General features: G+C 72.8%; 26 protein-coding genes and 1 tRNA gene. 8 read left to right on the top strand and 19 right to left on the bottom strand.

The genetic code is table 11. The features are described from left to right. The 7 genes from tatC to ITJ48_RS01095 all read right to left on the bottom strand — a co-directional run bounded on the left by tatC (window position 1) and on the right by ITJ48_RS01095 (window position 6,129). A complete protein-coding gene (gene tatC, locus ITJ48_RS01065) occupies window positions 1–837 on the bottom strand; it encodes a twin-arginine translocase subunit TatC (RefSeq protein WP_347876480.1) in 837 nt (278 codons plus the stop codon). Window positions 838–840: 3 nt separating this feature from the next. Further along, window positions 841–1,098, bottom strand: a complete 258-nt coding sequence (tatA, locus tag ITJ48_RS01070) for a twin-arginine translocase TatA/TatE family subunit (protein WP_194612081.1) — start codon at window positions 1,096–1,098, stop codon at window positions 841–843. Between the two features lie 113 nt (window positions 1,099–1,211). Further along, window positions 1,212–2,186, bottom strand: a complete 975-nt coding sequence (locus tag ITJ48_RS01075) for a WYL domain-containing protein (RefSeq protein ID WP_194612082.1) — start codon at window positions 2,184–2,186, stop codon at window positions 1,212–1,214. Next, on the bottom strand, window positions 2,183–3,241 hold the full coding sequence (locus ITJ48_RS01080) for a helix-turn-helix transcriptional regulator (protein ID WP_370544719.1): 1,059 nt from the start codon (window positions 3,239–3,241) through the stop codon (window positions 2,183–2,185). Before ITJ48_RS01080 ends, ITJ48_RS01075 begins: the two co-directional genes overlap by 4 nt. 74 nt (window positions 3,242–3,315) lie before the next feature. Further along, window positions 3,316–4,245: an FKBP-type peptidyl-prolyl cis-trans isomerase gene (locus ITJ48_RS01085; RefSeq protein ID WP_194612083.1), complete on the bottom strand. Its 930-nt coding sequence runs from the start codon at window positions 4,243–4,245 to the stop codon at window positions 3,316–3,318. A 67-nt stretch (window positions 4,246–4,312) separates the two neighbouring features. Beyond that, the gene (locus ITJ48_RS01090) at window positions 4,313–5,362 is read right to left on the bottom strand and encodes a tRNA (adenine-N1)-methyltransferase (protein ID WP_194612084.1); all 1,050 of its coding nucleotides are present in this window, start codon (window positions 5,360–5,362) and stop codon (window positions 4,313–4,315) included. Window positions 5,363–5,436: 74 nt separating this feature from the next. Next, a complete protein-coding gene (locus tag ITJ48_RS01095) occupies window positions 5,437–6,129 on the bottom strand; it encodes an HAD family phosphatase (protein ID WP_146901067.1) in 693 nt (230 codons plus the stop codon). 167 nt (window positions 6,130–6,296) lie between these two features. Here ITJ48_RS01095 and ITJ48_RS01100 point away from each other — a divergent pair, with 167 nt between their 5' ends. Continuing rightward, window positions 6,297–7,196, top strand: coding sequence for a PAC2 family protein (locus ITJ48_RS01100; protein WP_194613276.1), 900 nt, complete (start codon window positions 6,297–6,299; stop codon window positions 7,194–7,196). Window positions 7,197–7,263: 67 nt separating this feature from the next. Here ITJ48_RS01100 and ITJ48_RS01105 read toward each other — a convergent pair whose 3' ends face one another. The 7 genes from ITJ48_RS01105 to ITJ48_RS01135 form a co-directional block, all read right to left on the bottom strand. Beyond that, complete coding sequence (locus ITJ48_RS01105; RefSeq protein ID WP_194612085.1) at window positions 7,264–8,394, bottom strand: ABC transporter permease; 1,131 nt, start codon at window positions 8,392–8,394, stop codon at window positions 7,264–7,266. Further along, the gene (locus ITJ48_RS01110; protein ID WP_194612086.1) at window positions 8,391–9,275 is read right to left on the bottom strand and encodes an ATP-binding cassette domain-containing protein; all 885 of its coding nucleotides are present in this window, start codon (window positions 9,273–9,275) and stop codon (window positions 8,391–8,393) included. Before ITJ48_RS01110 ends, ITJ48_RS01105 begins: the two co-directional genes overlap by 4 nt. 118 nt (window positions 9,276–9,393) lie before the next feature. After that, complete coding sequence (locus ITJ48_RS01115; RefSeq protein ID WP_194612087.1) at window positions 9,394–10,119, bottom strand: response regulator transcription factor; 726 nt, start codon at window positions 10,117–10,119, stop codon at window positions 9,394–9,396. Continuing rightward, window positions 10,116–11,444 carry a sensor histidine kinase gene (locus tag ITJ48_RS01120; RefSeq protein ID WP_194612088.1) on the bottom strand — a complete coding sequence of 443 codons (1,329 nt, stop codon included), beginning with the start codon at window positions 11,442–11,444 and terminating at the stop codon, window positions 10,116–10,118. The genes ITJ48_RS01115 and ITJ48_RS01120 overlap by 4 nt, the downstream gene beginning before the upstream one ends. Before the next feature lie 105 nt (window positions 11,445–11,549). Continuing rightward, window positions 11,550–12,809 carry a cysteine--1-D-myo-inosityl 2-amino-2-deoxy-alpha-D-glucopyranoside ligase gene (gene mshC / locus ITJ48_RS01125; protein WP_194612089.1) on the bottom strand — a complete coding sequence of 420 codons (1,260 nt, stop codon included), beginning with the start codon at window positions 12,807–12,809 and terminating at the stop codon, window positions 11,550–11,552. Continuing rightward, a complete protein-coding gene (locus ITJ48_RS01130) occupies window positions 12,806–13,648 on the bottom strand; it encodes an undecaprenyl-diphosphate phosphatase (RefSeq protein WP_194612090.1) in 843 nt (280 codons plus the stop codon). The genes mshC and ITJ48_RS01130 overlap by 4 nt, the downstream gene beginning before the upstream one ends. Window positions 13,649–13,673: 25 nt before the next feature. Beyond that, window positions 13,674–14,996, bottom strand: a complete 1,323-nt coding sequence (locus ITJ48_RS01135; protein WP_194612091.1) for a M20/M25/M40 family metallo-hydrolase — start codon at window positions 14,994–14,996, stop codon at window positions 13,674–13,676. Between the two features lie 98 nt (window positions 14,997–15,094). On the opposite strand from ITJ48_RS01135, the gene ITJ48_RS01140 reads away from it, so the two are divergent. From ITJ48_RS01140 to ITJ48_RS01160, 5 genes are all read left to right on the top strand, one after another. Further along, window positions 15,095–15,179 (top strand) — tRNA-Leu (locus tag ITJ48_RS01140). A gap of 104 nt (window positions 15,180–15,283) precedes the next feature. Beyond that, complete coding sequence (locus ITJ48_RS01145; RefSeq protein ID WP_194612092.1) at window positions 15,284–16,171, top strand: alpha/beta hydrolase fold domain-containing protein; 888 nt, start codon at window positions 15,284–15,286, stop codon at window positions 16,169–16,171. Between the two features lie 106 nt (window positions 16,172–16,277). Then, the gene (locus ITJ48_RS01150) at window positions 16,278–17,255 is read left to right on the top strand and encodes an aldo/keto reductase (protein WP_194612093.1); all 978 of its coding nucleotides are present in this window, start codon (window positions 16,278–16,280) and stop codon (window positions 17,253–17,255) included. An 82-nt stretch (window positions 17,256–17,337) separates the two neighbouring features. Further along, on the top strand, window positions 17,338–17,598 hold the full coding sequence (locus tag ITJ48_RS01155; RefSeq protein WP_194612094.1) for a hypothetical protein: 261 nt from the start codon (window positions 17,338–17,340) through the stop codon (window positions 17,596–17,598). 180 nt (window positions 17,599–17,778) lie between these two features. Beyond that, window positions 17,779–19,173 carry an NAD(P)/FAD-dependent oxidoreductase gene (locus ITJ48_RS01160; protein ID WP_194612095.1) on the top strand — a complete coding sequence of 465 codons (1,395 nt, stop codon included), beginning with the start codon at window positions 17,779–17,781 and terminating at the stop codon, window positions 19,171–19,173. 693 nt (window positions 19,174–19,866) lie between these two features. Here the strand turns inward: ITJ48_RS01160 and ITJ48_RS01165 are convergent. The 4 genes from ITJ48_RS01165 to ITJ48_RS01180 all read right to left on the bottom strand — a co-directional run bounded on the left by ITJ48_RS01165 (window position 19,867) and on the right by ITJ48_RS01180 (window position 21,650). Then, complete coding sequence (locus ITJ48_RS01165; RefSeq protein ID WP_194612096.1) at window positions 19,867–20,400, bottom strand: GNAT family N-acetyltransferase; 534 nt, start codon at window positions 20,398–20,400, stop codon at window positions 19,867–19,869. Between the two features lie 78 nt (window positions 20,401–20,478). After that, the gene (locus tag ITJ48_RS01170; protein ID WP_194612097.1) at window positions 20,479–21,171 is read right to left on the bottom strand and encodes an HAD family hydrolase; all 693 of its coding nucleotides are present in this window, start codon (window positions 21,169–21,171) and stop codon (window positions 20,479–20,481) included. 61 nt (window positions 21,172–21,232) lie between these two features. Then, window positions 21,233–21,457 (bottom strand): DUF2283 domain-containing protein, encoded by a 225-nt coding sequence (locus ITJ48_RS01175; protein WP_194612098.1) that lies wholly within the window; start codon window positions 21,455–21,457, stop codon window positions 21,233–21,235. Beyond that, window positions 21,429–21,650, bottom strand: coding sequence for a hypothetical protein (locus ITJ48_RS01180; RefSeq protein WP_194612099.1), 222 nt, complete (start codon window positions 21,648–21,650; stop codon window positions 21,429–21,431). The genes ITJ48_RS01175 and ITJ48_RS01180 overlap by 29 nt, the downstream gene beginning before the upstream one ends. Before the next feature lie 183 nt (window positions 21,651–21,833). Here ITJ48_RS01180 and ITJ48_RS01185 point away from each other — a divergent pair, with 183 nt between their 5' ends. Together ITJ48_RS01185 and ITJ48_RS01190 are read left to right on the top strand one after the other, a co-directional pair. After that, window positions 21,834–23,360 (top strand): MFS transporter, encoded by a 1,527-nt coding sequence (locus ITJ48_RS01185; protein ID WP_370544720.1) that lies wholly within the window; start codon window positions 21,834–21,836, stop codon window positions 23,358–23,360. Continuing rightward, window positions 23,353–24,333: an alpha/beta hydrolase gene (locus ITJ48_RS01190; RefSeq protein ID WP_194612100.1), complete on the top strand. Its 981-nt coding sequence runs from the start codon at window positions 23,353–23,355 to the stop codon at window positions 24,331–24,333. The genes ITJ48_RS01185 and ITJ48_RS01190 overlap by 8 nt, the downstream gene beginning before the upstream one ends. Window positions 24,334–24,741: 408 nt before the next feature. On the opposite strand, the gene ITJ48_RS01195 is transcribed toward ITJ48_RS01190, so the two are convergent. Further along, entirely contained in the window at window positions 24,742–25,407 is a 666-nt protein-coding gene (locus ITJ48_RS01195; protein WP_194612101.1) for a hypothetical protein, read from the bottom strand. Between the last annotated feature and the right edge of the window lie 136 nt (window positions 25,408–25,543).

Consider the following 25,543-nt stretch of genomic DNA (forward strand, 5'->3'; position numbering starts at 1 on the left):
TCACCCTCCGGCGAGTTCGGCGTCGAGTGCCGCGGCGCGCTTGGCGACGCCGCGGTCGTGGATCCAGGCGACGCCGGCGGCGACGAAGTAGAGGAACACCATGGGCACCGCGAGCAGGAACATCGAGAAGATGTCGGCCGCGGGCGTCGCGATGGCGGTGAAGACCGCGATCAGCAGGATGGCGACGCGCCAGCCCTTGATGATCGCCCCGGCGCTGATGACCCCGACGAAGTTGAGGAGCACGAGGAAGACCGGCAGGACGAAGGCGATGCCGCAGGCGAGGACGAGCTTGAGGACGAAGTCGAAGTACTGCTTCGCGTCGATGATCGCGGCGTCCTGCTCGGAGACGAAGCCCGTGAGCACGCGCACGATGTTCGGCAGGACGTAGACGCCGCTCATGCAGCCGAGCAGGAAGAGCGGGATGGCCGAGCCGATGAAGCCGACGGCGTAGAGCTTCTCTCGACGGACCAGGGCCGGGACGATGAACGCCCAGACCTGGTACAGCCAGACCGGGCTGCTGAGGATCACGCCGACGGTGACGGCGATCTGCATCCGCAGGTCGAAGCTGCTCGTGATCTGGCCGTAGTTGAGGACGGCCTCGCTCGCGTTGCCGCCCGCCAGCACGAGGACCGGCTGCCGCAGGAAGTCGAGGACGAACTGGGAGACGAACCAGCCCGCGACGCTGGCGAGGATCAGTGCCAGGGCGGAGCGGAAGAGGCGCTTGCGCAGCTCGACGAGGTGCGCGCCCAGGGACATGCGCCCGTCGGCCGAGCGCTTGCGCGAGCCCCGTGGTGCCTGGTCGCCCTCGTCGGTGCCACGAGTCGTCGTCGTGGCCACGCGTCAGTTCTTCAGGTGGTCGTCGCCGCTGGTGGGGCGGACGGTCGGGACGTCGGCGTCACGGCGCAGGGTGCTGTCGGTGGCCGAGCGGCGGGTGACGTCGTCGTCGCCGGTCTTCTTGTCGTCGCCGATCTCGTTCTTGAAGATGCGCATCGACTGGGCGATGCTCTTCGCGAGGGCGGGCAGCTTGGGGGCGCCGAACAGCAGCAGGATGATCGCCAGGATGATGATCAGGTGCCAGCCGGTGAGGTTTCCGAGCATGAGGGGTGTCTCCTAGCGGGAAGGGGAGTCCCCAGTGTAACCCGGAGCCTGTGACGGGACCTGGCGGTCGGGCCCATGTCGAGCGACCCGAGCTGCCCCGGCGGCCGAGCGGCTCAGGCGTCGTAGCGGGCGGCGGCCCCGGCGGCCCAGCTCGCGACGGCGAGACGGGCCTCGTCGGGCGCGACGACGCGGGCGCGGCCCGGGAGACCGCTCACGAGACGGGCGACGGTGCCCACGTGGCCGACGCGGAGGGTGAGGCGGGTGCGCCCCTCCCCTGCGTCCACGACGTCGGAGGGCCGGTAGTCGTCCAGGAGCGGGGCCGCCGCCGCGTCGATCTCGACGACGACGTCGAGGTCGTCCGGCGAGCCCTCGAAGAGGGTGTCGGGCAGCGACAGGTCGGAGGCGCGGTGCGTGATGCGCGCGTCGGTAAGGGCAGGCGACGCGATGCGGTCCAGGCGGAACGTCCGGAGCGCCTCCCTCAGGTGGTCCCAGCCACGGAGGTACCAGTCGGCGTCGAGCGACTCCACCCGGAGGGGGTCGACGCGGCGCCGTTCGACCTGCCCTCGGACGCCGGCGTAGTCGAACTCGAGCTGCACCCCGCGCTCGACGGCGTCGCGGACGAGGGCGAGCACCTCGCTCGTGCCCTCCTGCGCCACGGCCACCTGGCTCGGCTCGCCCGAGGCGCCGCGGGACAGCTTCGACATCAGCGAGGCGACCGCCCCGCGGTCCGCGTTCTCCGGGAGCGACGACAGGTACTGCAGGCCGGCGATCAGCGCGGCCGCCTCGCGGGCCGAGAAGCGGGGCGTGTCGTCGATGGCCACGAGGTTGGTCAGGACGATGACGTCGTTCTGCTCGAAGTCGTCCCACGCGATGTCGAAGAGGTCGGCGTGCTGGTACTGGGCGGTGTCTCCCGGGATGCCCGAGACGGCGATCAGCTCGACGGCGCGCCGGATGTCGGTCACGCCCACGCCGAAGTGCGCGGCGGCCTCGGCCACGCTGACGCGCTCGTGGTCGATCAGCCAGGGCACGAGCGAGAGCAGGAACGCGAGCTTGTCGGTCGCGTGCAGGGCAGGGCGGCGGTCGGTCACGAGGCTGCTCCCCCGCTCGTGGCGGCACCGGAGCCCGCGGCGGCGCGGCCCGGGGCGGCTTCGACCGCGTGGTCGGCCGCGAGGTCGCGGAGGCGCGACGCCACCAGGTCGCGCAGGTCGTCGGGCGCGAGCACGACGACCTCGGGCCCGAACGACGTGAGCTCCTCGGCGAGGACCTGACGATCGCTGTAGTGCACGAGCAGCACGTCGCCGTCGGCCGGGACCGTGCCGCGCCGCGCGCCGAGGCGGGTGCGGGCGTCGGAGTCGGGGGCGGCCCGGACGGCGGCCGTGTTCTGCTCCCACAACCGGTCGAGGCCCTCCAGCGCGGAGTCGGCGGTGGCGTCGGCGGGACGCGCGAACGCCTTCGTCGTGACGGTCACCGGGCCCACGATGCGCGACAGCAGGAAGTTCTTGCGGGACGACGTGTCGGGCTCGACGACGGACACCATCCACCGGCCCTGGTGCTGGACCAGCGCGAAGGGCGCCACCTCTCGGCGACGGGGCGCCGCCTCCCCCGGCTTGAGGTAGTCGAAGCGCACGACGACGCCGCGGTCGAGGGCGGTGCGCAGCGGCTCGAAGGCGGCGTCGCGACTGCGGACCCGCGGGGCGTAGGCGAGCTCGGGGACGTTCGTCGCGCCTCCCAGGGACCGCAGCTTGAGCAGCGCGCGGCGGGACTCGGCCGAGAGGGTGCCCTCGCGCCACACCATGCCCGCGAGCGTGAGGAGCGCCGTCTCCTCCGGCGAGAAGGAGATGTCGACGGGCAGTTCGTAGTCGCCACGGAGGATGCGGTAGCGCAGGAGGTGGTTGTCACCGGCCGCGGCAGGGTCGTCGACGGTCTCGAGGGGGACGCCGAGCTCGCGGATGTCGTCCTTGTCACGCTCGAACTGCCGCTCGAGGGCCGCGTTGTCGCCGCCGGCGGCGTACTTCTGCCGGTAGCCCTGGACGGTCGACAGGACCTCGGTCTTGGTCAGGCCGGCGTCGGTCGCGAGGAGGGCGAGGACGAGGCTGAAGAGGCGTTCCTCGACGGGGATGCGCGGAGCGCGGACGGCTGCCACGGGTCGATCCTAGGACACGCCCGCGAGCCCCGCGGCCCGGAGGACGGGGCGGCGGGGCGACACGGGACGGCGGGTCAGAGGGCGCCCAGGACGTCGAAGACGTAGACGAGCGGCTGGGGGACGCCGGCCGTCTCGTCGGCGGGCACGACGACCATCACCTGGGAGCCGATGGGCGTGCCCACGAGCGCGTCGCGGATCGGGGCGGGGATCTGCTCGTCCGCGAGCGGCAGCGAGGTGGCCGACCCTCCGTTCGTCCACGACGAGGTCGCGACGGTCGAGGGCGAGGCCCACGTCACGGCGGTGAACTGCACGACGGCGGTGTCGTCCGCGGCGAGCTCGCGGCCTGAGCCGTCGAGGACGAGGTGCGACTCGGGCGACGTGGGGGCCTCCGACGCGGGGACCGTCACTCCGGGGGCGCCGTCCGGGGCACGGACGACGGCGGGCATGCCCTGCGCGCCGAGCACGGGGCGGCCGTTCGCCTTGGCGAGGAAGGACTGGCGGATGTCGACGATGGCGACGTAGGCAGCGTCGGGGGCGTCGTCGGTGGCACCGGCGCCGCCGTTGACCGACGCCGACAGCTCGGAGGCCTTGATGGCGACGGCGACGCGGGAGCCCACCCGTGAGCACTCGAGCGCCGAGGCGAGCGGGGCCAGGGCCGTGCCGCCGACGGTGATGGGCGCGTTGAGGCTGCCGTCGTAGCCGGAGTCCTCGACCTCGGCGCCGGTGGTGCCGTCGTAGAGGGTGTAGTCGATGATGACCGGCGTGCCGTCGAGGATGCGGTCGCCGGTGCCCTCGATCAGGGTCGAGACCTGCGTCTCGGTCGTGACGATGGGGCTCGGCACCTGGGCGTCGGGCTTCTCGCCGAAGGCGCCGGTGGCGGTGACGACCGAGGCGGCGTCGCCCGTGGGCGGGCACCCGGCGGAGCCCGGCGCGGGGGTCGTCGCGCACGCGGTCAGCGAGGCCAGCAGGCCGACGGTCACGACGAGGGCGGGGATCTTGCGCACGGAGGCTCTTTCCTGGGCTGCGGCCGGTGGCCGCGACTGGCGGGTCGCTGGTGATGCGGAGGACAGCTTAGTGCGGGGCGTCGGCCCGGCCGTCGCCGTCGGCCTGGCCGTCGCCGTCCGCCTCGGCGAGGCTGTCGGTCGCCGCGACGGCGCTGTCGGCCGCCGATCGTGCCTGCCGTGCGGTCTTGCGCAGCTTCTTGTCGCTCGCCGACCGCTCGCCGAGGGCCCCGGGGGTCCACAGCTCGACGTCCTCGTCCGAGTAGTCGGACTTGGACGGGCGGCGCTTGAGCTGGGGCAGCACCGCGCCCGGTGCGAGGCGACGGGCGGTGATGAGGAAGCCCGTGTGCCCGATCATGCGGTGGTCCGGCCGGACGGCGAGGCCCTCGACGTGCCAGCCCCGGACGAGCGTCTCGGAGGCGTCGGGCTCGGTGAACTGGCCGGAGGCGCGGAGGGCCTCGGCGACGCGCGAGAGCTGGGTGGCCGTGGCGACGTAGCAGACCACGAGCCCGCCGGGGGTGAGCGCGGCGGCGGTCTCGTCGACGCACTCCCACGGGGCCAGCATGTCGAGGACGACCCGGTCGGCGGTGCCGTCGGGGACGACGGCGGCGAGCTCCTCCACGAGGTCGCCGACGGTCACCGTCCAGTTCTGCGGCTCGGCGCCGAAGAAGCTCACGACGTTGCCCTGGGCGACGTCGGCGAACTCCTGGCGGCGCTCGAACGACGCGAGGCGCCCCTCCGGGCCGATCGCGCGGAGCAGCCAGAGCGACAGGGCGCCCGATCCGACGCCGGCCTCGACGACCGTGGCACCGGGGAAGATGTCGGCGAAGGCGACGATCTGGGCGGCGTCCTTCGGGTAGACGATGGCCGCGCCGCGGGGCATGGACATGACGAAGTCGCTCAGCAGGGGGCGCAGGGCGAGGTACTCGTCGCCGGTCGTGCTCGCGACGACCGAGCCGTCGGGGAGGCCGACGAGGTCGTCGTGGGCGATCATGCCGCGGTGCGTGTGGAACACGGCGCCGGGGGTCAGCACGACGGTGTTCATCTTGCCCTTGGGGCCGGTGAGCTGGACCTTGTCGCCCTCGAGGAACGGGCCGGACTGTCGGCGGGTGGCGCTCATGGTGGGTGCTGCTCTCTGTCGGGCCCGGATCGGGGCCGCGGTGCGGGAGGGGCGGCGCACGCGGCGCCGGGAGGTCAGGAGTCGGAGGTGCGCGCGTCGCGGGCGCGTCGGCCCGCGGCGTGCATCTCGCGCAGGTCGGCCAGGCCGACGCCGACGAGCGTGTCACGGCGGACGTAGCCGGAGTCGTCGGCGAGCGGTGCGGCGTGCTCGACGCCGAGCGCGACGGCGCCGGCGGCCATCGCCGAGGTGAGGCCCGGGACGCTGTCCTCGATGGCGACGCAGTCGGCGACGTCCACGCCGAGCAGCTCGGCACCGCGCAGGTACGCCTCGGGGTGGGGCTTGCTGTGCTCGACCTCGTCGCCGGCCACGACGGCGTCGAACGAGTCGTCGCCGATCGCGTCGACCATGAACTGGGCCATGCGACGGATCGACATCGTGACGAGCGCGGTCGGGACGCCGGCGGCCCGCAGCTCGGCGAGGAGCTCGCGGGCTCCCGGGCGCCACGGCACGTGCTCGGCGCAGCGCGTCAGCACGTCGGTCGTCAGCCGGTCGATGATCTCGTCCGCGGGCAGGTCGACGCCGTGCCGCTGGAGGACGGCGGCCGAGTGCCAGAGGCCCGAGCCGATCAGGGTGTCGCCCTCGGCCTTCGTCCAGGTGCCCCCGAAGGAGGCGACGAGGTCGACCTGGGAGTCGAACCAGTAGGGCTCGGTGTCGACGAGGGTTCCGTCCATGTCCCAGAGGACGGCGGCAGGCAGGGAGTCGGTCACGGGGCACGAGTCTACGGGAGCGGTCAGGGCCGCCGCGCTGCCGCCTCCTCGACGGTGTCGGACGGCTATCGTGGAGGGCTAGACGCCGGGGACCGTGCCCGGCCGGTGAGGATCCCGTGCCCGGTGAAGACGCAGTGCCCGACGAGACGACGACCGAGGGGTCGGCGGTGAGCGGCACGCCGTCGTTCGCGACGGGCCGCCTCCTGGTCGTCGCGTTCGAGGGCTGGAACGACGCCGGCGAGGCGGCCAGCGGCGTCGCCCGCAGCATCGTCGACACCCTCTCGCTCGAGCCGGTCGCCGAGCTCGACGGAGAGCGGTACATCGACTACCAGTTCAACCGCCCCCAGGTCGGGTACGACGACGACGGGGTCCGGGCGCTGGTGTGGCCCCGGATCCAGCTGCAAGCCTCCCCCGAGGTGGCCTCGACGCCCGCCGGCGGCCCCGCGGGCGACGCCCCGGACGTCTTCGTGCTGCTCGGCGCCGAGCCCTCGCGCAGCTGGCGCGGCTTCGCGGCCGAGGTGGTCGACCTGATCGACGTGCACGACGTCTCCGCCGTCGTGTTCCTCGGCGCGATGCTCGCCGACGTGCCGCACACGCGTCCCATCTCGGTCTTCGTCAGCAGCGACAACGAGGAGGTGCGGGGCGAGCTGAGCCTGGAGCGCAGCACCTACGAGGGCCCGGTCGGCATCCTCTCCGTGCTCGGGGACGCGGTGGAGTCCGCCGGGATCCCGACCCTGTCGATCTGGGCCCAGGTGCCGCACTACGTGCACGCCTCGCCCTCCCCCAAGGCGACCCTCGCGCTGATCGAGAAGCTCGACGAGGTCGCGGGCGTCAGCATCCCCCGAGGCGACCTCGAGGCGGAGTCCGCCGCGTGGGAGCAGGGCATCGACGCCCTCGCCTCGGACGACGACGACATGGCCGGCTACATCGAGCAGCTCGAGCAGGCGCGCGACACGGTCGACTCGCCCGAGGCCAGCGGCGAGGCGATCGCGGAGGAGTTCGAGCGCTACCTCCGGCGCAACGACGGCAAGGGCCCGGACGACCCGCGCCTGCCGCCTGCCCCCTGAGCCCTGCCCACGGCCCGCTGTGCTCTGACCCGGCCGTGCCGCGGGAGCGGTCCGGGCGCGACGTCGGTCAGCGCCGACGCCAGGCCTGGCCGAGCGAGGTCGTGCCGCCCGTGCGGAGCAGCGACCCCTCGTAGAGGCGCGCGGCGACCAGCACCACGGCGACCGCGCAGACGACGAGCAGCGCGAGGGCCGTGAGCGGCTGCCAGACCGGCACCCCGCCCTCGAGCACCATCCGCACCGGCATCGCGACCGGCGCGCTGAACGGCACGAACGACAGCGCGGTCAGGGCAGGGCCGGGCGTGTTCACGAAGACCGTCGCGAAGAACGGCACCATCACGACGAGCTGGACCGGCGTCGTCGTCGAGCCCAGGTCCTCGATGCGCGACACGAGGGCCCCGGCGACGGCCCACATGCCCGCGAGCAGCAGGAAGCCCGCGACGAAGAACGGCACGTACCAGCCGACGGCCGCGGCCAGGGAGGGCAGGAGCTCGGCCGGCAGGGCGTCGGCCCGGCCCGTGAGCGCCAGGCCCCCGAGCGCGACCGCGGCGAGGACGGCCGTCTGGGCGATCGCCAGGACGGCGGCGCCGACGACCTTGCCCGCGAGCAGCGTGCGCACCGGGACGGCGGCGACCAGGATCTCCACGACGCGGGTCTGCTTCTCCTCCACCACGCTCTGCGCGATGCTGAGGCCGAAGAGCAGCGAGGTCGTCACGAAGAGGACCCCGAAGGCGAGCGGCGCGAAGACGGCGACCAGCGGGTCGGCGTCGGCGGGCTCCAGCAGCTCGACCGGCGACGCCTCGCTGACGCCCAGCACGAGCACCGACGAGACAGACTCCAGGGCCACGACGCGGAGCCCGGTCGGCGAGCCCGCATCCGGCAGCACGGCGGCGTCGACGTCGCCCGAGCGGACCGCCGCCGTCGCCTCTGCGCCCGACGAGGTCGTGACGGCCTCCGCGCCGGTCGCCTCGACGACGGCCGCGGTGGGCGCGTCGAGGACCGCCACGCGGTCGGGGCCGCCCGCGAGCAGGGCCGGCACGACGAGTGCGGCGCCGATGAGGACGAGCATGACGACACCGCTGACGATGAACGCGCGATCGCGCAGCTTGACCGCCATCTCGCGTCGGGCGACGACCCAGAGGAGCCCGCGAGCACCGGGGCGCTCGGCGGCCCGGTCGGCGACAGGGGGGTCGGGCGTCATCGGACGACCTCCTCGAAGATCTCGGCGAGCCGGGGCAGGACGGGGTGGAACGAGCGCACCGGCCCGTGCCGGAGCCCCGCCGCGAGCATGGCCTGGTCGTCCGTCCCGGCCGCGAGCTCGACGAGGGCCACGGGGCCGTCGAGCTCGACGACCGTCACTCCGGGCTGATCGCGCAGCCAGCCCGCGTCGTCGTCGACGACGATGCGCCAGCGAGCCCGCGCGAACCGTGCCTGCAGCTCGTGCCTCGGCCCGGCCGCCCGGACGGTCCCGTCCGCGATCACGACCAGGTCGTCGCACAGACGCTCGACGACGTCCAGCTGGTGGCTCGAGAACAGCACGGGTACCCCCGTCGACGCCCGTTCCCGGAGCACCGCGACGACGACGTCGACGGCGATCGGGTCCAGGCCCGAGAAGGGCTCGTCGAGGACCAGCATCCGCGGTTCGTGGACGAGGGCCGCGGCGATCTGGACCCGCTGCTGGTTGCCGAGCGACAGGCTGTCGAGCTTGTCGCGTGCCCGGTCGACCAGGCCGAGCCGGTCGAGCACCTCGAGCGAGCGGCGCCTCGCCGCGGCTCGTCCGACGCCGTGCAGCCGAGCGAGGTAGACGAGCTGGTCGACGACGGTCATCTTCGGGTACAGGCCCCGCTCCTCCGGCATGTAGCCGAAGCTGCGGCGCACCTCGTCGCCGAGCGGGGACCCGTCCCACCGGACCTCGCCCGAGTCGGCGGCGAGCACGCCGAGGACGATGCGCATCGTCGTGGTCTTGCCGGCGCCGTTGGCCCCGACGAAGCCGGTCAGGCGTCCGTGGGCGACGTCGAACGAGACGTCGTCGAGCGCGGTCCGGCCGCCGAACGACCGTCGGACGTGGTCGAGCTGGAGCACGGGCCCTCCCTCCGGGCGGCACCGGGCTGCCCTGTGGCGTCGGCCGGGGCCGGCCGTCGACCCCAGCGTAGGAGGCAGCGGAGACCCGGCGCGTCCCACCGGCGGCGGAGTCGTCGCCCTAGCGGGGCCCGTCGCCGGGGACGACGACCCCGTTCTCGTAGGCGAAGACGACGGCGGCCGTGCGGTCGCGCAGCCCGAGCTTCGTGAGCACGTTCGACACGTGCGTCTTGACGGTGGCCTCGCCGAGGTACAGGTCGCGCGCGATCTCGGCGTTCGAGCAGCCCGTGGCCATGCGGTCGAGCACCTCTCGCTCGCGGTCGGTGAGCGCGACGAGCCGGGGGCTCGGCACGATCACGGGCACGACGGCCTCGGCGATGGCGGCCGCGACGACCCGGCGGGTCAGCTCGGGGGCGAGCAGTGCGTCGCCGCGGTGCACGACGGCGATCGCCTCGATCAGCTCCTCCGGGCTGGACGTCTTGAGCAGGAAGCCGCTGGCCCCGGCACGGAGCGCACGGAACAGGTACTCGCCGCGACCGAAGGTCGTGAGCACCAGCACGGCCGGGCCGCCGGGCGCGGCGGCCTCGAGGAGGCGACGCGTCGCCTCCAGCCCGTCGATGCCGGGCATCTCGACGTCCATCACGATCACGTCCGGAGACGTGGAGGCGGCCAGCGCCACGGCCTCGAGGCCGTCCCTGGCCTCGCCCACGACGACGACGTCGGGAGCGGTCTCGAGGATGATCCGGAAGCCGGCGCGGACGAGGTCCTGGTCGTCGGCGAGGAGGACCCTGATCGGGCGCGTGGCGTCGGCGTCGGGAGCGTTGGGCGCAGGGGCGTCGGCGGTCATCGTGCGGGTGCCTCTCGAGAGCGGGGAAGGGCGGGGTCCTCGGGGGCGGCGGTGGCCGTGCGGACGGCGGGCAGCACGGCGCGCACCCGGTAGCCGCCCTTGGCGTGCGGGCCGACGTGCAGCTCGCCGCCGTGCAGGTCGACCCGCTCGCGCATCCCGCGCTGACCGAGGCCCGAACCGGCCGAGCCGTGCTGCTGCGTCGGCGAGGTTGCGGCTCCGCCCACCCCGTCGTCGGTCACCTCGACCTCCACGGCGCGGTCGCGGAACCGCAGGCGGACGTCGGCGACGCCGGCCGAGGCGTGCTTGAGGGTGTTGGTCAGCGCCTCCTGGACGACCCGGAACAGGGTGACCCCGACGCTGTCGGGCACGTCGAAGCGCTCGCCGTGGGTGCTGAACCGGACGTCGAGGCCGAGTCGTCGGGTGTCGGCCACGAGCTGCGGGAGCGCGGCGAGCCCGGTCGGGCCGTCGTGCGGGGCGCCGTCCTGGGCGCGCAGCACGGTGAGCAGCCGCTCCAGCTCGTCGATGGCGGTGCGTGCCGTGGACTCGACCGCGCCGAGCGCACCGCTCGCGATCTCGGGTCGGTGCAGCGTGCGTCGCGCCGCACCTGCCTGGATGGCGATCACGGCGACGTGGTGCGCGACGACGTCGTGCAGCTCGCGTGCGATGCGTGCGCGCTCCTCGCCGATCGCGCGGTCGGCCACGAGCTCCTGGGCGGCGCGGAGGTCGACCCCGGCGCGCTCGAGGGCACGGAGGCGGGCGGCGGAGACCCGGGACGACCGGCCGAACCAGACGGCCGACACGAAGAAGAGCAGGTTGAGGACGAACGAGTAGACGACGCCGGCGACGGTCGACGAGAGCACCGGGTCGCCCTGCTGGAGGGGGCCGAGGACGGCGACGCCGAACCAGCCGAGCACGGCGACCGTCACGACCGCGCTGCCGACCAGGGCCGCCCGCCGTGAACGGGCCCACGCGTTGGCCGTGTAGACGACGAGGAACTCGACGATGGACGGGGCCGTGGAGTCGGGGTACCCGCGCAGCTGGCTGAGGACGAGGACTGCGCTCACCACCACCATGACGGAGAGCGGGGCGCGCCTGCGCAGCGCGGTCGGCGCGCAGAGGGCGACGAGCCAGGCGATCGCCTCGAGAGGCGGTGCCGTGCTGACGTCGGAGTCCTCGACGGCGACCGACGCGAGCCACCAGGTCACGAGCCCGAGGCCGAGGAGGGCCGCGGCGAGCCAGACATCGGCCCTGGCCTGCCGTCGGGTGAGGGGGCCGGGGCGCCAGACGGTCTCGTCCCCGTCGGCGGGGCACACGGGGACGGACATCCTGGTCAGTATATCAGGGACCGTGTGTCGCGAGCTTCCGTCACGGACGCCGGAGGGGCGGGGGCGACGACGTCGCATCCCGACCCTCCCCGGGGCAGGCGCTCCTCAGCGCCGGAGGTCGATCCCCAGCAGGGCTGCCACGGCGTCGACGTCGACGGCGGTCGCGGGCCGACCGGCCGCCACGTGGTCGTCGACGGCCCGGATCGCCCGGGGCGTGTCGAGGTCGTCGGCGAGGGCGGCACGCAGGAGCGCGAGCAGGGGCGTCGTCTCCGCCCCCGCCTCCTGCGGGCCCGCTCCGTCCGCCCAGGTCGTCCAGGTCGCGAGACGGTGCTCGGCGTCGACCAGGTCGTCGTCGAGCCACTCCCAGTCGGACCGCCAATGGTGCGCGGTGATCGCGAGGCGGACGGCTCGGGCGTCCCGGCCGGCGGAGACGAGCTCGCTGACCTTGACGAGGTTGCCGAGCGACTTGCTCATCTTCTCGCCCTGGTAGGCGACCATGCCGCTGTGGGCCCACTGACGGGCCGACGGCTCGCCGGTGATCGACGTCGCGTGCGCCGTGCTCATCTCGTGGTGCGGGAAGACGAGGTCGCTGCCGCCGCCGGCCACGGTGGCCGTCGCGCCGAGGTGCTGCTCGGCGATGACGGTGCACTCGATGTGCCAGCCGGGCCGGCCCGGGCCCACCGACGACGGCCAGGACGGCTCGTCGGGACGGGCCGCACGCCAGAGCAGCGGGTCGAGCGGGTCACGCTTACCGGCGCGGTCGGGGTCTCCCCCGCGCTCGGCGAAGAAGCGGGCCATGGTCGGCGCGTCGTAGCGGCTCTCGAGGCCGAGGTGCCACGAGGTGTCGCGCTCGGCGCCCCGGACGTCGAAGTAGACGTCGTCGCCGGCCTCGGAGCCCGGGGTCTCGACCCGGTAGGCGACGTCCGAGTCGATCAGGCCCGCGACGGCGTCCGCCACGTCGCCCACGACGTCGGTCACCGCGACGTAGTGCTCCGGCGGGACGACGGCGAGGTGCTCCATGTCCGAGCGGAAGAGATCGGTCTGCGACGCGGCGAGGGCCCGCCAGTCGACGCCCGTCGCCGTGGCGCGCTCGAGCAGCGGGTCGTCGACGTCGGTCGTGTTCTGCGCGTAGGTCACCCGGAGGCCCGCGTCGCGCCAGACGCGCACGAGCGAGTCGAAGGCGAGGTAGGTGCTCGCGTGACCGAGGTGAGTGGCGTCGTAGGGCGTGATGCCGCAGACGTACAGCGTCGCGGCACCGTCGACCGGGCGGGTCGTCACGAAGGAGGCGGTGGCCGTGTCCCACAGGACGGGCAGCGGTCCGTCTCCCGGCAGGCTCGGCACGGCCGGTGCCTTCCAGGACCTCATGCCGCCACCACGCCCGTGCCGAGCAGGACCAGCAGGACGCCGCCGAGCAGGATGCGGTACACGACGAAGGGCAGGAAGCTGCGCTTCGAGATGTAGTTCATGAAGAAGGCGATCACGACGAACCCGACGACGAAGGCCACGACCGTCGCGGCCAGGGTCTCGCCGAGCGAGTAGGGGCCCGGCTCGCTGAAGCTCTGGACCAGCTCGAAGAGACCGCTGCCGAACACCGCGGGCACGGCGAGGAGGAACGAGAACCGGGCCGCAGCGGGACGCGTGTAGCCGAGGCTGAGCGCGGCGGTCGTCGTCGCGCCCGAGCGGGAGACGCCGGGGAACAGCGCGAGCACCTGGGCGACGCCCACGGCGATGCCGTGGCCGTAGGTCATCTCGTCGAAGCGGGCCGTCTTCCTGCCGAGCCGGTCGGCGAGGCCGAGCAGCACGCCGAAGACGATCAGCACGACCGCGACGATCCAGAGCGAGCGGAAGACGGTGCGGATGTACTCCTGCGCGAAGTACCCCACCAGCACGATCGGGACCGTGCCGATGATGACGAGCCAGCCCATCCTGACGTCGGGGTCGGTGCGGGGGATCTTCCCGGTGATCCCCTGGAACCAGCGGGTCACGATCCGCTTGATGTCGCCCCAGAAGTAGATGACCACGGCCAGCTCGGTGCCGAGCTGCGTGATGGCGGTGAACGTCGCACCCGGGTCGAAGGCCGCGGCGGCGTCGGGGTCGGAGAAGAAGAGGCCGACGAGGCGCAGGTGCGCGCTCGACGAGATGGGGAGGAACTCCGTCAGGCCCTGGACGAGGCCGAGCAGGAGTGCCTGGAGGAGATGCTCCACGCGGGGTGCCCTTCTGGTGGGGGTGTCAGTAGGTCGCCAGGAGGTCCCGGAGGACGCGACTGCCAAAGGCTAGTGCGTCGAGCGGGACCCGCTCGTCGACCCCGTGGAACATCGCCGGGAAGTCCATGTCCTCCCCCAGCCGCAGCGGGGCGAAGCCGTAGCCGGCGATCCCCAGCAGGCTCAGCGCCTTGTTGTCGGTGCCGCCCGACAGCAGGTACGGCAGCACGGGCGCGCCCGGGTCGTGCCGCTGCAGGGTGGCCGTGATCGCCTCGACGAGGTCGCCCGAGAACGGCGTCTCGAGCCCGATGTCGGTGTGCACGGTCTCGATCTCGACGTCGTCGCCGACGAGCTCGCGCACCTGGGCGAGGACCGCCTCCTCCTGGCCGGGCATGCAGCGGATGTCGACCCTCGCCTCCGCGGTGTCGGGGACCACGTTGTGCTTGTAGCCCGCCGTCAGCATCGTCGGGTTCGTCGTCGTGCGGAGCGAGCCGCGGATGAAGCCCTGGGCCGTGCCGGTGTGCAGCACGAGCTCGTCCGGCGCGGTCTGCGTGACGTCGACGTCGAGGATGCGCGCGACCTCGCGGAGCAGGGCCGTCGTCGTCTCGGTCAGGGCGATCGGCCACTCCTGACGGCCGAGCGCGGCGACGGCCTCCGCGAGCCGCGTCACCGCGTTCGCCCGGATCATCTGCGAGCCGTGGCCCGCCGTGCCCCGGGTGCGGAGCGTGATCCAGATCAGCGCCTTCTCGCCCGTCTGCAGCAGGTACGAGCGACGCCCGTCGATGTAGGTCGAGTAGCCGCCCACCTCGCTGATGGCCTCGGTGGCCCCCGCGAAGAGCTCGGGGTGTTCCTTCACCAGGAAGTGCGAGCCCAGCACTCCCCCGGCCTCCTCGTCGGCGAAGAAGCCGACGACCAGGTCGCGGGCGGGGCGCTCGCCGGAGCGGATGATGTCGCCGAGCGACGTCAGCATCATCGCGTCCATGTTCTTCATGTCGACGGCGCCGCGGCCCCAGAGCATGTCGTCCTTGACGACGCCCGCGAACGGGTCGACCGACCAGTTCGCCGGGTCGGCGGGCACGACGTCGAGGTGGCCGTGCACGACCAGGCCCGGCTTCGCGCTGTCGGCGCCCTCGACCCGGGCGACGACGCTGACGCGCCCCGGCTCGGACTCGAAGAGCTGAGGCTCGAGGTCGAGGGCCCGCAGGGCCTCGGCGACGTACTCGGCGGCGTCGGCCTCGCCCTCGGACCGGCCGCCGCCGTAGTTGGAGGTGTCGAAGCGGATCAGGTCGCGCGCGATGACGGCCGTCTCGTCGAGGTCGTGGTGGTCCGGCTGCGATGCGCTCGTCGTCATGCGGTCCACGGTACCCGGCGACCGCCTCCTGCCCGTGGTCAGGAGTGCCTCCATGGCCGTGCTAGTGTTTCGTGGTCGGCTTCGGCAGGCACCATCCAGTCCGGGTGGCGGAAATGGCAGACGCGCTAGCTTGAGGTGCTAGTGCCCGTATAGGGCGTGGGGGTTCAAGTCCCCCCTCGGACACCGGTCGCAAGATCGAGACATTGGTTGAGACAGTGTCAGGACAAAGGCCCCGCTTCGGCGGGGCCTTTCTTCTTGCCGCCGCCGACGCGCCGTAGGGTCGGCTCATGTCGCTCCTCATGGCCGCCACGCGCTCGCTGCTGTACCTCTTCCCCCGCACGACGCGCAGCGAGGAGAGCGTGCGGAGTGAGATCTCGAAGCGCGGCCCGGAGGCGGCGCCGTTCCCCCGGGAGCTGCACCGCGTCGCCGTCGTGACGGAGACGACCGTCGAGGGGCAGCGCGTCGTCCGGATCACCCCGCGCCGGGGCGCGACCGGGGCGCACCTTATCTGGACGTGCGGCGGTGCCTACGTGTACCCGGCGCTGCGCACCCACTGGGCCCTGCTCGCCCGGCTGGTCCGCGCCTCCGGCGTGACGGTCACCGTGCCGCTCTACGGGCTCGCGCCTGGGCACGACGTCGACGACGCGGTGCGGCTGCTCGACGCCGTGCACGACGGACTCCGCGCCGAGGGGGCCGACGTCGTGCACCTCGGCGGGGACTCGGCCGGCGGCGCGCTCGCCCTCGCCCAGGCGATGCGGCACCGCGACACGGGCCGGCCCGCCGCCTCCTCGGTGCTGCTGGTGTCGCCCTGGCTCGACGCGACGCTGAGCGACCCGGAGGTGCTGTGGCTGGCAGACCTCGACCCCATGCTCGGGCGGGACGGCCTCGTCGTCGCCGGGGCTTGGTGGGCCGGCGACCGTGACCGACGCGACCCGCTCGTCAGCCCGCTGTTCGGCGACCTGGCCGGGCTCCCGCCCGTCTTCACGTACCAGGGCGACCGCGACCTGTTCGTCGCCGACGCGAAGGAGCTGGCCCGTCGCCTCGCCCGGGTCGACGGACGCGGCGAGCTGCGCGTCTACCGGGGTGCGTTCCACGTCTTCGTCGGCGCGCCCTGGACGAGGGAGGCGCGACGGGCGACTGCGCACCTGGCCGGCGTGCTGCGCGGCCGGCCCTGACCTCCCCGTGTCGACCCGCGCCTCCGCCCGGCCGCGGATCGGCCTAGTCTCGGCGGCGACGAGAGACGGCCCGCACGAGCGCAGGCCGGACGAGAGGACGAACACCATGGAGCACACCAGACTCGGCACGAGCGGCCTGCGGGTCTCGACCGTCATCCTCGGCTGCATGAGCTTCGGCGTGCCGGGCAGGGGCGCCCACGAGTGGACCCTCGACGAGGAGGCCTCGCGGCCCTTCATCCGCCGGGCCCTCGAGCAGGGCATCACGACGTTCGACACGGCCGACGTCTACAGCGACGGCACGAGCGAGGAGATCGTCGGCCGCGCCCTCGCGGACTTCGCCCGGCGGGACGAGGTCGTCATCGCCACGAAGGTGAACGGCCGGATGAACGACGGGCCGAACGGCGCCGGGCTCTCGCGAGCCCACGTGATGAGCGCGATCGACGACAGCCTGCGCCGCCTCGGCACCGACCACGTCGACCTCTACCAGATCCACCGCTGGGACCCGGAGACGCCGATCGAGGAGACGATGGAGGCGCTGCACGACGTCGTGCGCTCCGGCAAGGCGCGGTACGTCGGCGCGTCGAGCATGTGGGCGTGGCAGTTCGCGAAGGCGCAGCACACGGCGGACCTCGGCGGCTGGACCCGCTTCGTCTCGATGCAGGACCAGTACAGCCTGGTGCAGCGCGAGGAGGAGCGGGAGATGCACCCGCTCTGCCTCGACCAGGGCGTCGGCGTCATCCCCTGGTCGCCGCTCGCCCGTGGCAAGCTGACCCGCGACTGGGACGCCACGACCGCGCGCACCGAGACGGACCGCTTCGGCCAGACCCTCTACAAGCAGCAGGAGGAGGGCGTCCGTCGCGTCGCCGCGGCAGTCGCCGAGGTGGCCGAGGAGCGCGGAGTCTCGCGAGCGCAAGTCGCCCTGGCGTGGGTGCGCCAGCAGGAGGCCGTCTCGGCGCCGATCGTCGGCGCGACCAAGATGCAGCACCTGGACGACGCCGTCGCCTCCGCCGACCTCTGGCTGACGGACGACGAGCTCGACCGGCTCGAGACGCCCTACGTCACCCGGGAGAACGAGGGGTTCTGACCCACGGGGCGCGGCGTCCGTCTACTGTGAGCCGCACGGGCGGCGAGGACGCCGTCCACCACGACGAACACGGAGGCACCCCATGGGCACCGAGCACCACGGCACCGACGAGCACACCGAGCACACCGAGCACACCGAGCACACCAGCACCGAGACGCACGGGCACCACGAGGGCCACGTCGACGGCGACACGCACGTCTCGCACGAGACCACGACGTCGAGCGAGTCGGACGGCTCCTACGTCGACAGCGACATCCCGGAGGACGGCGGCACGACCGCCGGCCCCCACGACGGCGAGGCCGACGGCTCGTACACCGACTCGGACGTCCCCTCCGACCGCTGACGCAGCCTGGTCGCACTCCCCCGCACGACGCCCCGCGCCTCCTCGAGGCCGGGGCGTCGTCGTGCCCGCGGGCGTCGCCGTGCCCGGCCGTGGTCGCGTCCGGGCATCGCCGGGCCCGGCCCGGCGGCTCGCCCCGCGTGCTGCCCGCAGAGTACGGTCGTCGCAGGGAGGAACACATCCATGACACAGCGAATCATCATCCTCGGCGGCGGTTCCGCCGGGCTCACCGCCGCACTCGAGCTCCAGAAGCGTCGTCCGCCGCAGAGCGCCAGCATCACGCTGGTCGACCAGTCGCCGTACTACACGTACCAGCCGTTCCTGCCGGAGGTCGCGGGCGGGCACATCGCCCCGCGCGACGTGACCGTGCAGCTCCGGAAGGCGCTCCGCAAGACGTCCGTGATCGAGGCCGGGGTCACGGGCCTCGACTCGGCCGCGAAGAAGGTCACCGTCACCACCGCCGACGGCCGTGAGCAGGTGCTGGCCTACGACCAGCTCGTCGTCGCCCTCGGCGCCGTGACGCGCACGTTCCCGACGCCCGGCCTCGCCGAGAACGGCGTCGGCTTCAAGAGCGTGGAGGAGGCGCAGTACGTCCGCGACCGCATCCTCGGCAACATCTCCGAGGCCGCATCGGTCACGGACGCCGCCACGCGTCGCAAGCTGCTCACCGTGGTCTTCGTCGGCGGTGGCTACACCGGCGTCGAGGCGATGGCCGAGCTCGACGACGCCGCCAAGGCGGCCGTCGACCAGTTCCCGACCCTGTCGCGCGACGAGCTGCGGTTCGTCCTCGTCGAGGCGCTCGACCGCGTCGCGCCCGAGGTCGGCCCCGAGCTCTCGAAGTGGACCCTGGGCCACCTCCGCGGCCGCGGCATCGACGTCCGCCTCGGCACCACGATGCCCTCGTGCGTCGACGGCGACGTCGTGCTCAGCGACGGCGAGACCATCCCCGCCGGCACCATCGTCTGGACGGCGGGCGTCAAGCCCAACCCCGTGGTCGCCGACCTCGGCCTGCCGCTCGGGCCGAAGGGCCACGTCAACGTCAGCGCCACCCTGCAGGTCGAGACCGAGCAGGGCGAGAAGCTCGACGGCGTCTGGGCGCTCGGCGACGTCGCGCAGGTGCCGAACCTGCTCGCCGAGAAGCAGCCCGCCTACTACCCGCCGAACGCGCAGAACGCCGTGCGCCAGGCGGTCACCGTCGCGGACAACGTGATCGCGGCGCTCTCGGGCGCCCCGGCCTCCGAGTACCGTCACGAGTCGCTCGGCACGGTCGCGAGCTACGGCATCGGCAAGGGGGCGGGCGTGCTCAAGGGCGTGTCCGTCACGAACGTGCCGGCCTGGCTCGCGCACCGCGGGTACCACCTGTACGCGATGCCCACGCTGAACCGCAAGTGGCGCATCCTCACCGGCTGGATCACGAACTTCTTCGGCGGCCGTGACCAGACGCCGCTCGTCGGCCTGAAGGACCCGCGTGCCGGGTTCCTCAAGGTGACGCCGGTCGTCGAGCCGAAGTCGGACCCCGCGACCGAGGCCAAGAGCGCGGCGAAGCCCGCGACGAAGGCCGGCGCCGCGAAGAAGTAGCGCGACCGTCGGAGCGAAGGAGGCGCGTCCCGGGTGACCGGGGTGCGCCTCCTTCGTCGTCGCCCCGCCTCTGCCTGATGCGTCTCACGGACGATGCCGTCCGCCCCGTTGTCTGATCCACGTCGCCGCGGCTGCTGTCGGGATCCTCATCGCCACGCTGTCGCGTCGGCCGTTGCCCCGCGCGGTCGGCGTGGCCGTGCTCGGCCTCGGACTCCTCGCGACGGTCGGTCTCGAGCCGGCTCTCTTCGGGTGGGCGTTCCTGTGCACGTGCCTGTTCGTGACGAGCCGGACGCTGAGGCCCCGTCGGCGTGCCCGCGTCGAACCGGCGGAGGCGGGGGCCTGAGGTGACCGATCGGCGCTCGGGCGCTCTCGGTCAGGGCCAGCGCACGACGAGATGCAACACCGCCATCACCACCTGCCCGAACCGCCGGAGGATCTTCCTGTGGAGCGGCGCTGCCCGTTCTCGCTCTCGGGCCGTCGGCCGCACGAACAACCCTGGGGGCACGCTGTTCCAGCACGTCTCTCGACCAGGGGTCTGTTGCGCGTGGTCCTCTTCGAACTGGCATTCCCCGCAGGCCACCGGGCCCTCGACAGCCGAACCTCCGTGCTCTTCCCACGGGTGCTCGCAGTCAGGGCACGACGTCTCCCGCAGCCGACGCCGCAGGGCACGACCAGGAGCGCTCGTCGGATCGGTCACGAAACGAGTATGGAGGTTCGGAGATTCGTCTCGAGCCTGATTCCCTGCCCGGCGGTCAGGACTCGTTCGTAGAGGACCACGGAGCCGCTTCGTCCCACTTCTGCGAGGCCGCCCTTGGTGAGGACGCGACGCGACGCAGCGTTGTCCGCTTCCGTGTCCGCCGCCGCGATCGTCGCCCCGTGCCGAGCAGCGTGTCCGAGCGCGAGCAGGACAGCCGACGTCGCGAGGCCCGCGCCCCGGGCCGAAGGAACCAAGCCGTACCCGAACTCGACTCGCCCGTCGGCGTCCGGAGGACCGAAGGACCCGAAGCCCCCCACAGCCATCCCGTCCGACGCCCGTCGGACGACGTACATCGTGTAGCACGGGTCAGGGGACGCTGACGCAGCCAACGACCTCAGAGGATCGAGCTCGTCGAGGAAAGGGTACTCGGCATGCCACTTGTCACCGGGTCGCTCGTCACGAGCGACGATGCGCAGGGCGAGGGCCGGCGTGATGGGCTCCAGAGCGACGGTGCCGTTCTTCAAGATCATGCGCTGATCCTCGCAGGACGGGGGCAGCTCACTACTGACCACTAGGTTCCCCTCCTGGACGGACCGCCGACCGATCCCCTATCGGGCACCTGCAGACCCGGCGATCACGGACCCGATCGACTCACCGATCGGAAGCTCACGGCGCCCTTCACCGTCGACCAGCAGCGCCTGCATCCCCGCTGCCCTGGCTCCGGCGACGTCCTTCATCGGGTCGTCGCCGACGAACAGGCATGCCCCCGGCTCGACTCCGAGCTCAGAGGCGAGAACGGCGAATGCCCTCACGTCGGGCTTGGAGAAACCGATTCGCTCAGACGTGCAGACGACATCGAACTCGACGAGGAGACCCGTGCGCCGGAGCTTCGCTAGTTGCTGAGCCTCCGCCCCGTTCGTCAGCAGCCCGATGCGATGACCGGACGCGCGCAGGCTCTGAAGAAGCGGACGCGCATCAGGGAATGCCCGCCACGACGACTCGTACGCCCGCAGGTACTCGCTGAACAAGTCGTCGATCTCGACATCACCGGCGGGGACATGGACCCCTAGCGGCGAGAGGACCGAGCGCAGTCGCTCGCGGCGTTGCTCCGCGAAGCTGATCTCGCCCGACCGCCAACGCTCGAAGTGCTGCCGTTCGGCGGCGAACCAGCTCTCAAGAGTCGAGTCCGACGAGACCACGCCGAGCGAGCCCAGGAAGTGGACCGCGGCGGATCGGGCTGAAGCGTGGTGATCGAACAGCGTCCCGTCGAGGTCGAATCCGACCGCACCCACCCGCGTCACCGCGCCAGCCTAGAGCCTACCGGGCTCTCCAGGGCCCTCGACGAAAGCCAGGGGCCGATGTTCAAGGAGCCTCAGCGAGAGTCTCGGCGGTGAGCAGCGCGCGGGCCCCGACGATCTCGACGCCGAGAAGTCGCCCCGCTGAATCGAAATCGAGCACGATGTCACCCCTGCCCTCACGCTCCACGACGACCTGCTCGACGGCGTCGCCGTCAGCGACGCGAGGCGCCAACTCGACGTAAGCGCAGTCACTGTCAAGGTCATAGGTGAAGCGTTCGCCGAGAGACATTCACTGATCGTCTCAGGTTGACGAAGCAGACGATGAGGGTCAGCGGGGCGAGCAACCGTGCCCGACCGGTCGGCTCGATCGCGTCGGCAGGGCCGCCCAGGCGGGGTGACGGGTCGATGAGCGGGTCGCGGTGGGGCAGCGCTGCCACCTCGGCCTCGGCCCGCCGGAGCAGTTCTCGGTCGGCCTCGTCCATGTCCTGACCCTAGCGACGCGCGGCCGCTTCGGGGCACGAGCACCCTCTGAACGGTCCCGCGTCCTTCTCCCGTAGCAGCCGGTGTATCGTTCACACCACTGAGGTAAAAGGCGTCGCGCTCTGCGACGCACCCGCACGCGGCATCGAACGAGTCGCCACTTCTTCCCAGAAGGAGTGCACCCCGTGTCCCCCAGTACCTCCCTCTCCCGCGGTCGGCTGCGCGCCGGCGACGCGCCTCCCCGGCTGTCCGACGCGTGGATCGCCCTGGCCGGGTTGTCCGCGGTGTTCCTGTTCGAGATGCTCGACACCTCGGTCCTCAACGTCGCCCTGCCGACGATCGGCCGCGAGCTGGGCTCCTCGACGACGGGCCTGCAGTGGGTGTCGGGCGCCTACGCGGTCGCCTTCGGCGGGCTCATGCTGCTCTTCGGCGCCGTCGCCGACCGGGTGGGGCGCCGCCGCGTCATGCTCGCGGGCCTCGCGCTGCTGGCCGTGGCGAGCCTCGCCACCGTGGCGGTCACGACGACCGAGCAGCTCGTCACCGTCCGTGTGCTGACGGGCGTCGCCGCCGCGATGACCACCCCCGGGTCGATGGCGTTGGCGTTCCGGCTGTTCGACGACGAGGGCCTGCGCGTCCGGGCCCTCACGGTGATCTCGACCGCGGGGCTCGTCGGCCTCGCCGTCGGCCCGACCGTCGGCGGGTTCGTGCTCGCCGTCGCCCCGTGGCAGGTGCTGCTGCTCGCCGACGTGCCGATCGCCGTGCTGGCGTTCGTCGGCATCCGGCTAGGTGTCGCTGAGGACGACGCCGAGGGGCTGCGGCCAGACCCCGTCGACGTCGGCGGCGCGCTGCTGGGCACCGCGACCGTGGCGGGGCTGCTCGTGACGCCGACCGTCCTCGTCGGGCCGGCCACCGCCTCCTCGTGGGGGTGGGCCGCCGTCGTGCTGACCGTCGCGTGCGGGGCCGGGTTCGTCGTGCGCCTGCGGACGGCGCGGCACCCGGTGGTCGACCTGCACCTGCTCGCCCGCCCCCTGGTGTCGAGCGGCCTCGCGTTCAAGGCCGCGTCGGGCCTCGCCGTCGCCGGGCTGTCGTACCTCGTGACGCTGCAGCTGCAGTTCGCCTGGGGCTGGCCTCCGGCCCTCGCCGCCGTCGGCACGCTGCCGCAGGTCGTCGTGCTCCTGGCCGGGGGTCGCCTCGTGGGGCCGTTCGTGCAGCGGGTCGGCCTCGGCCGGGCGGCGTGGGTCAGCGCGGCCGCGGTCGTGTCGGGCCTCGCCGTCTTCGGCGCGCTGAGCCGTCACGGGTACGTCTGGGTGCTCGTCGCTCTCGTGCTCGTCGCCGCCGGCATGCGCGTCGTCGGCGTCGTGGCCGGAGCTACCGTGCTCACGGGCCTCCCCGCCGACCGCACCTCGGTGGGCGCGGCCCTCGTCGACACCTCGAGCGAGCTCGCGGGAGCAGCCGCGGTCGCCGCCGCGGGCACGATCGTCGCGGCGTTCGTCATCGGCAGCATCACGACCACCCCGTGGACGGCCACGCGGCTCGCGGACTTCGAGGACGCCCTCACCGTCGCCGGACTCGGCCTCGCCGCCGTGGCAGCCGTATTCGTCGTGGTCGGGATGCTCCGGGCACGGACCGCCGACACGGCCACCGACACCCCCGTCACCCTTGCCCGCTCGGCCACCATCACCGCATCGACCCAGGAGTCTTCCCGTGCCTGACACCACCGTCCTGCCCCGCCCGCCGTTCGACCCCGAGTTCGTTCCCTTCCTGGAGGCGATGGACGCCCGCGGCCGCTTCCGGCTCGAGACCGAGATGCTGCCGCGGATGCGACAGCTGGAGATGACGGAGGCGCAGCTCGACGAAGGACTGCGGGCCCGCGGTCTCGAGAGGCGCAGCATCACCGTCCCCGGGCACCTCGGCGACCCGATCGCCCTCGCGGTCGTGCAGCGCATCGGCCGAACCGGGACCGCGGCCTGCGCCTACGCGATCCACGGCGGCGGCATGATGTTCGGCCACCACCTCGGCAACCTCGACTCGTACGACGACTGGCTGTTCGTGCACGACGTCGTCCTGGTCAGCCCCGACTACCGTCTCGCCCCGGAGCACCCCGACCCGTACCCGGTCGAGGACTGCTACGCCGGCCTCGTCTGGGTCGCCGAGCACGCCGCCGAGCTCGGCGTCGACACCGAGCGGATCGTCCTGGTCGGCCAGAGCGCCGGGGCCGGACTCGCCGCGGGCACGGCGCTCCTCGCCCGCGACCGACAGGGGCCGGCCGTCGTCGGCCAGGTACTCGTCAGCCCCATGCTCGACGACCGTGACGCGACCGTCTCCGCCCGGCAGTTCGACGGGGTGGGCGTCGCCGACCGCGAGATGACCCGGTTCGGCTGGGACGCCTACCTCGGCGACCGTCGCGGCGGCGACGAGGTGTCGATCTACGCCGCTCCCGGCCGCGCGACCGACCTCGTGGGCCTTCCGCCGGCCTACGTCGACTGCAGCAGCGCCGAGGTGTTCCGAGACGAGGCCGTCGCCTGGGCCAGCGCGCTCTGGGCGGCCGGCGTGCAGGCGGAGCTGCACGTGTGGCCGGGGGCGTTCCACGGGTCGGCGAGCATGGTGCCGGGAGCGACCCTGTCGCGCCGGGCCGTCGCCGCCCTGCGCGACTGGACCGGGCGCCTCCTCGACCCCACACCCTGACGGCAACCGAGCTGCCCACCGGCAATGGCAGCCGACGAACACCTCACAACTGCGCTGCGGCAAGCGAGAGCCCAGTGAGCGATCATCTACCGGGAATCGTCACCGCGCTGCATCGAGCCGTCTCGCTCGAGTCGCGATCGGAGGAGCCTGATCGTGAGGACGAGGGCGTATGCGCCCGACGCCAAGACGATGACCACGAGAAACGAGCTCAAGATCGGGAGACCGGCGGCTAGCCCGGCAAGCTGACTGAGCGGAGACATCATGTGCGCTTCCCAGTGAGGGGGCAAGAAGCCTCCCGACCGGGGGTTCCTTGTCGACGCAGCCGCACGACTCATCCTCTGGCGGAGGTGCGGCCCGAGTGCCGACCGCTGACCGCTGACCGATGGGCTACCGCAACGGAAGAAAGCGCTAGCTGTCCGTGTGCTGCTCACCTGCAGCAGCGCGATCGACGCTCGGCTGAACTCGGCACGAGATCCGGGTGAGGACGGCGTCGCCCTCGAAACTCTCGACGCCGCCGGCCCAGACGGTGGTGGGCACGTCCTCCTGGAGCTCGACGGGGATCACGAGGTCGTGTGGATTCCCGGTGCCGCCGTAGCCGTCGTACACGGCGAACTGCACGTCGGCTCGCGGGCAGTCGCGACTGGGGATCACGTCGAACCCGATGCAGCCGAGGTCCCAGCATCCTTCGGGCTGAGCCTCGTAGTCGAGGGTGGGGAACCATGTCGCGACGTGGTCGTCGACGTCCGGTCGCGGTCGGCACTCGGCGGCGTCGATGCTGCTCCACGTCTCCTCACCGACCGAGGCGATGAACGCTGGCGTCCCCGGTCGGACACGGACCGATCGCTCTTCGGTGCGTGCGCTCGGCCCGGTCTCGGTGTCGGCGAAGCTGATCGTCACGTCGAGGTCACACTCGACCGAGGCGACGACGCCCCAAGCCAGACAGTCGGAGTCGCCCATGGCCGCTCCGCAGAGCGCCCACCAGGCGTCCTCGTCCTCGACCTGCCCGATGCGCACGCCTTCGCCCTCCACGTCGAACGGCGAGACGGGCAGACCGTGGGCGCCGCGGGTCGACATGCGTGTCGGTGTCGGTGTCGGTGTCGAGACAGGCTCCTCCCCGACTGCCGAAATGGCTGCTGGGGGCTCCGCGGGGTCCAGCGCGGGGAGGCCCCCACTACCGATCCCCGCCACGAGTGCCAGGGCGGAGAGGGTC

Origin of the sequence: Frigoribacterium sp. VKM Ac-2530, from assembly GCF_015350835.1 — a bacterium.
Classification (GTDB): domain Bacteria; phylum Actinomycetota; class Actinomycetes; order Actinomycetales; family Microbacteriaceae; genus Frigoribacterium.

Excerpts from the sequence above, each read along its gene's own strand:
- tatA (WP_194612081.1), bottom strand. The coding sequence starts at position 1,098 with ATGCTCGGAAACCTCACCGGCTGGCACCTGATCATCATCCTGGCGATC.
- ITJ48_RS01090 (WP_194612084.1), bottom strand. The coding sequence starts at position 5,362 with ATGAGCGCCACCCGCCGACAGTCCGGCCCGTTCCTCGAGGGCGACAAG.
- ITJ48_RS01105 (WP_194612085.1), bottom strand. The coding sequence starts at position 8,394 with ATGACGCCCGACCCCCCTGTCGCCGACCGGGCCGCCGAGCGCCCCGGT.
- ITJ48_RS01115 (WP_194612087.1), bottom strand. The coding sequence starts at position 10,119 with ATGACCGCCGACGCCCCTGCGCCCAACGCTCCCGACGCCGACGCCACG.
- ITJ48_RS01120 (WP_194612088.1), bottom strand. The coding sequence starts at position 11,444 with ATGTCCGTCCCCGTGTGCCCCGCCGACGGGGACGAGACCGTCTGGCGC.
- mshC (WP_194612089.1), bottom strand. The coding sequence starts at position 12,809 with ATGAGGTCCTGGAAGGCACCGGCCGTGCCGAGCCTGCCGGGAGACGGA.
- ITJ48_RS01135 (WP_194612091.1), bottom strand. The coding sequence starts at position 14,996 with ATGACGACGAGCGCATCGCAGCCGGACCACCACGACCTCGACGAGACG.
- ITJ48_RS01145 (WP_194612092.1), top strand. The coding sequence starts at position 15,284 with ATGTCGCTCCTCATGGCCGCCACGCGCTCGCTGCTGTACCTCTTCCCC.
- ITJ48_RS01150 (WP_194612093.1), top strand. The coding sequence starts at position 16,278 with ATGGAGCACACCAGACTCGGCACGAGCGGCCTGCGGGTCTCGACCGTC.
- ITJ48_RS01155 (WP_194612094.1), top strand. The coding sequence starts at position 17,338 with ATGGGCACCGAGCACCACGGCACCGACGAGCACACCGAGCACACCGAG.
- ITJ48_RS01160 (WP_194612095.1), top strand. The coding sequence starts at position 17,779 with ATGACACAGCGAATCATCATCCTCGGCGGCGGTTCCGCCGGGCTCACC.
- ITJ48_RS01165 (WP_194612096.1), bottom strand. The coding sequence starts at position 20,400 with ATGATCTTGAAGAACGGCACCGTCGCTCTGGAGCCCATCACGCCGGCC.
- ITJ48_RS01175 (WP_194612098.1), bottom strand. The coding sequence starts at position 21,457 with ATGTCTCTCGGCGAACGCTTCACCTATGACCTTGACAGTGACTGCGCT.
- ITJ48_RS01180 (WP_194612099.1), bottom strand. The coding sequence starts at position 21,650 with ATGGACGAGGCCGACCGAGAACTGCTCCGGCGGGCCGAGGCCGAGGTG.
- ITJ48_RS01195 (WP_194612101.1), bottom strand. The coding sequence starts at position 25,407 with ATGTCGACCCGCGGCGCCCACGGTCTGCCCGTCTCGCCGTTCGACGTG.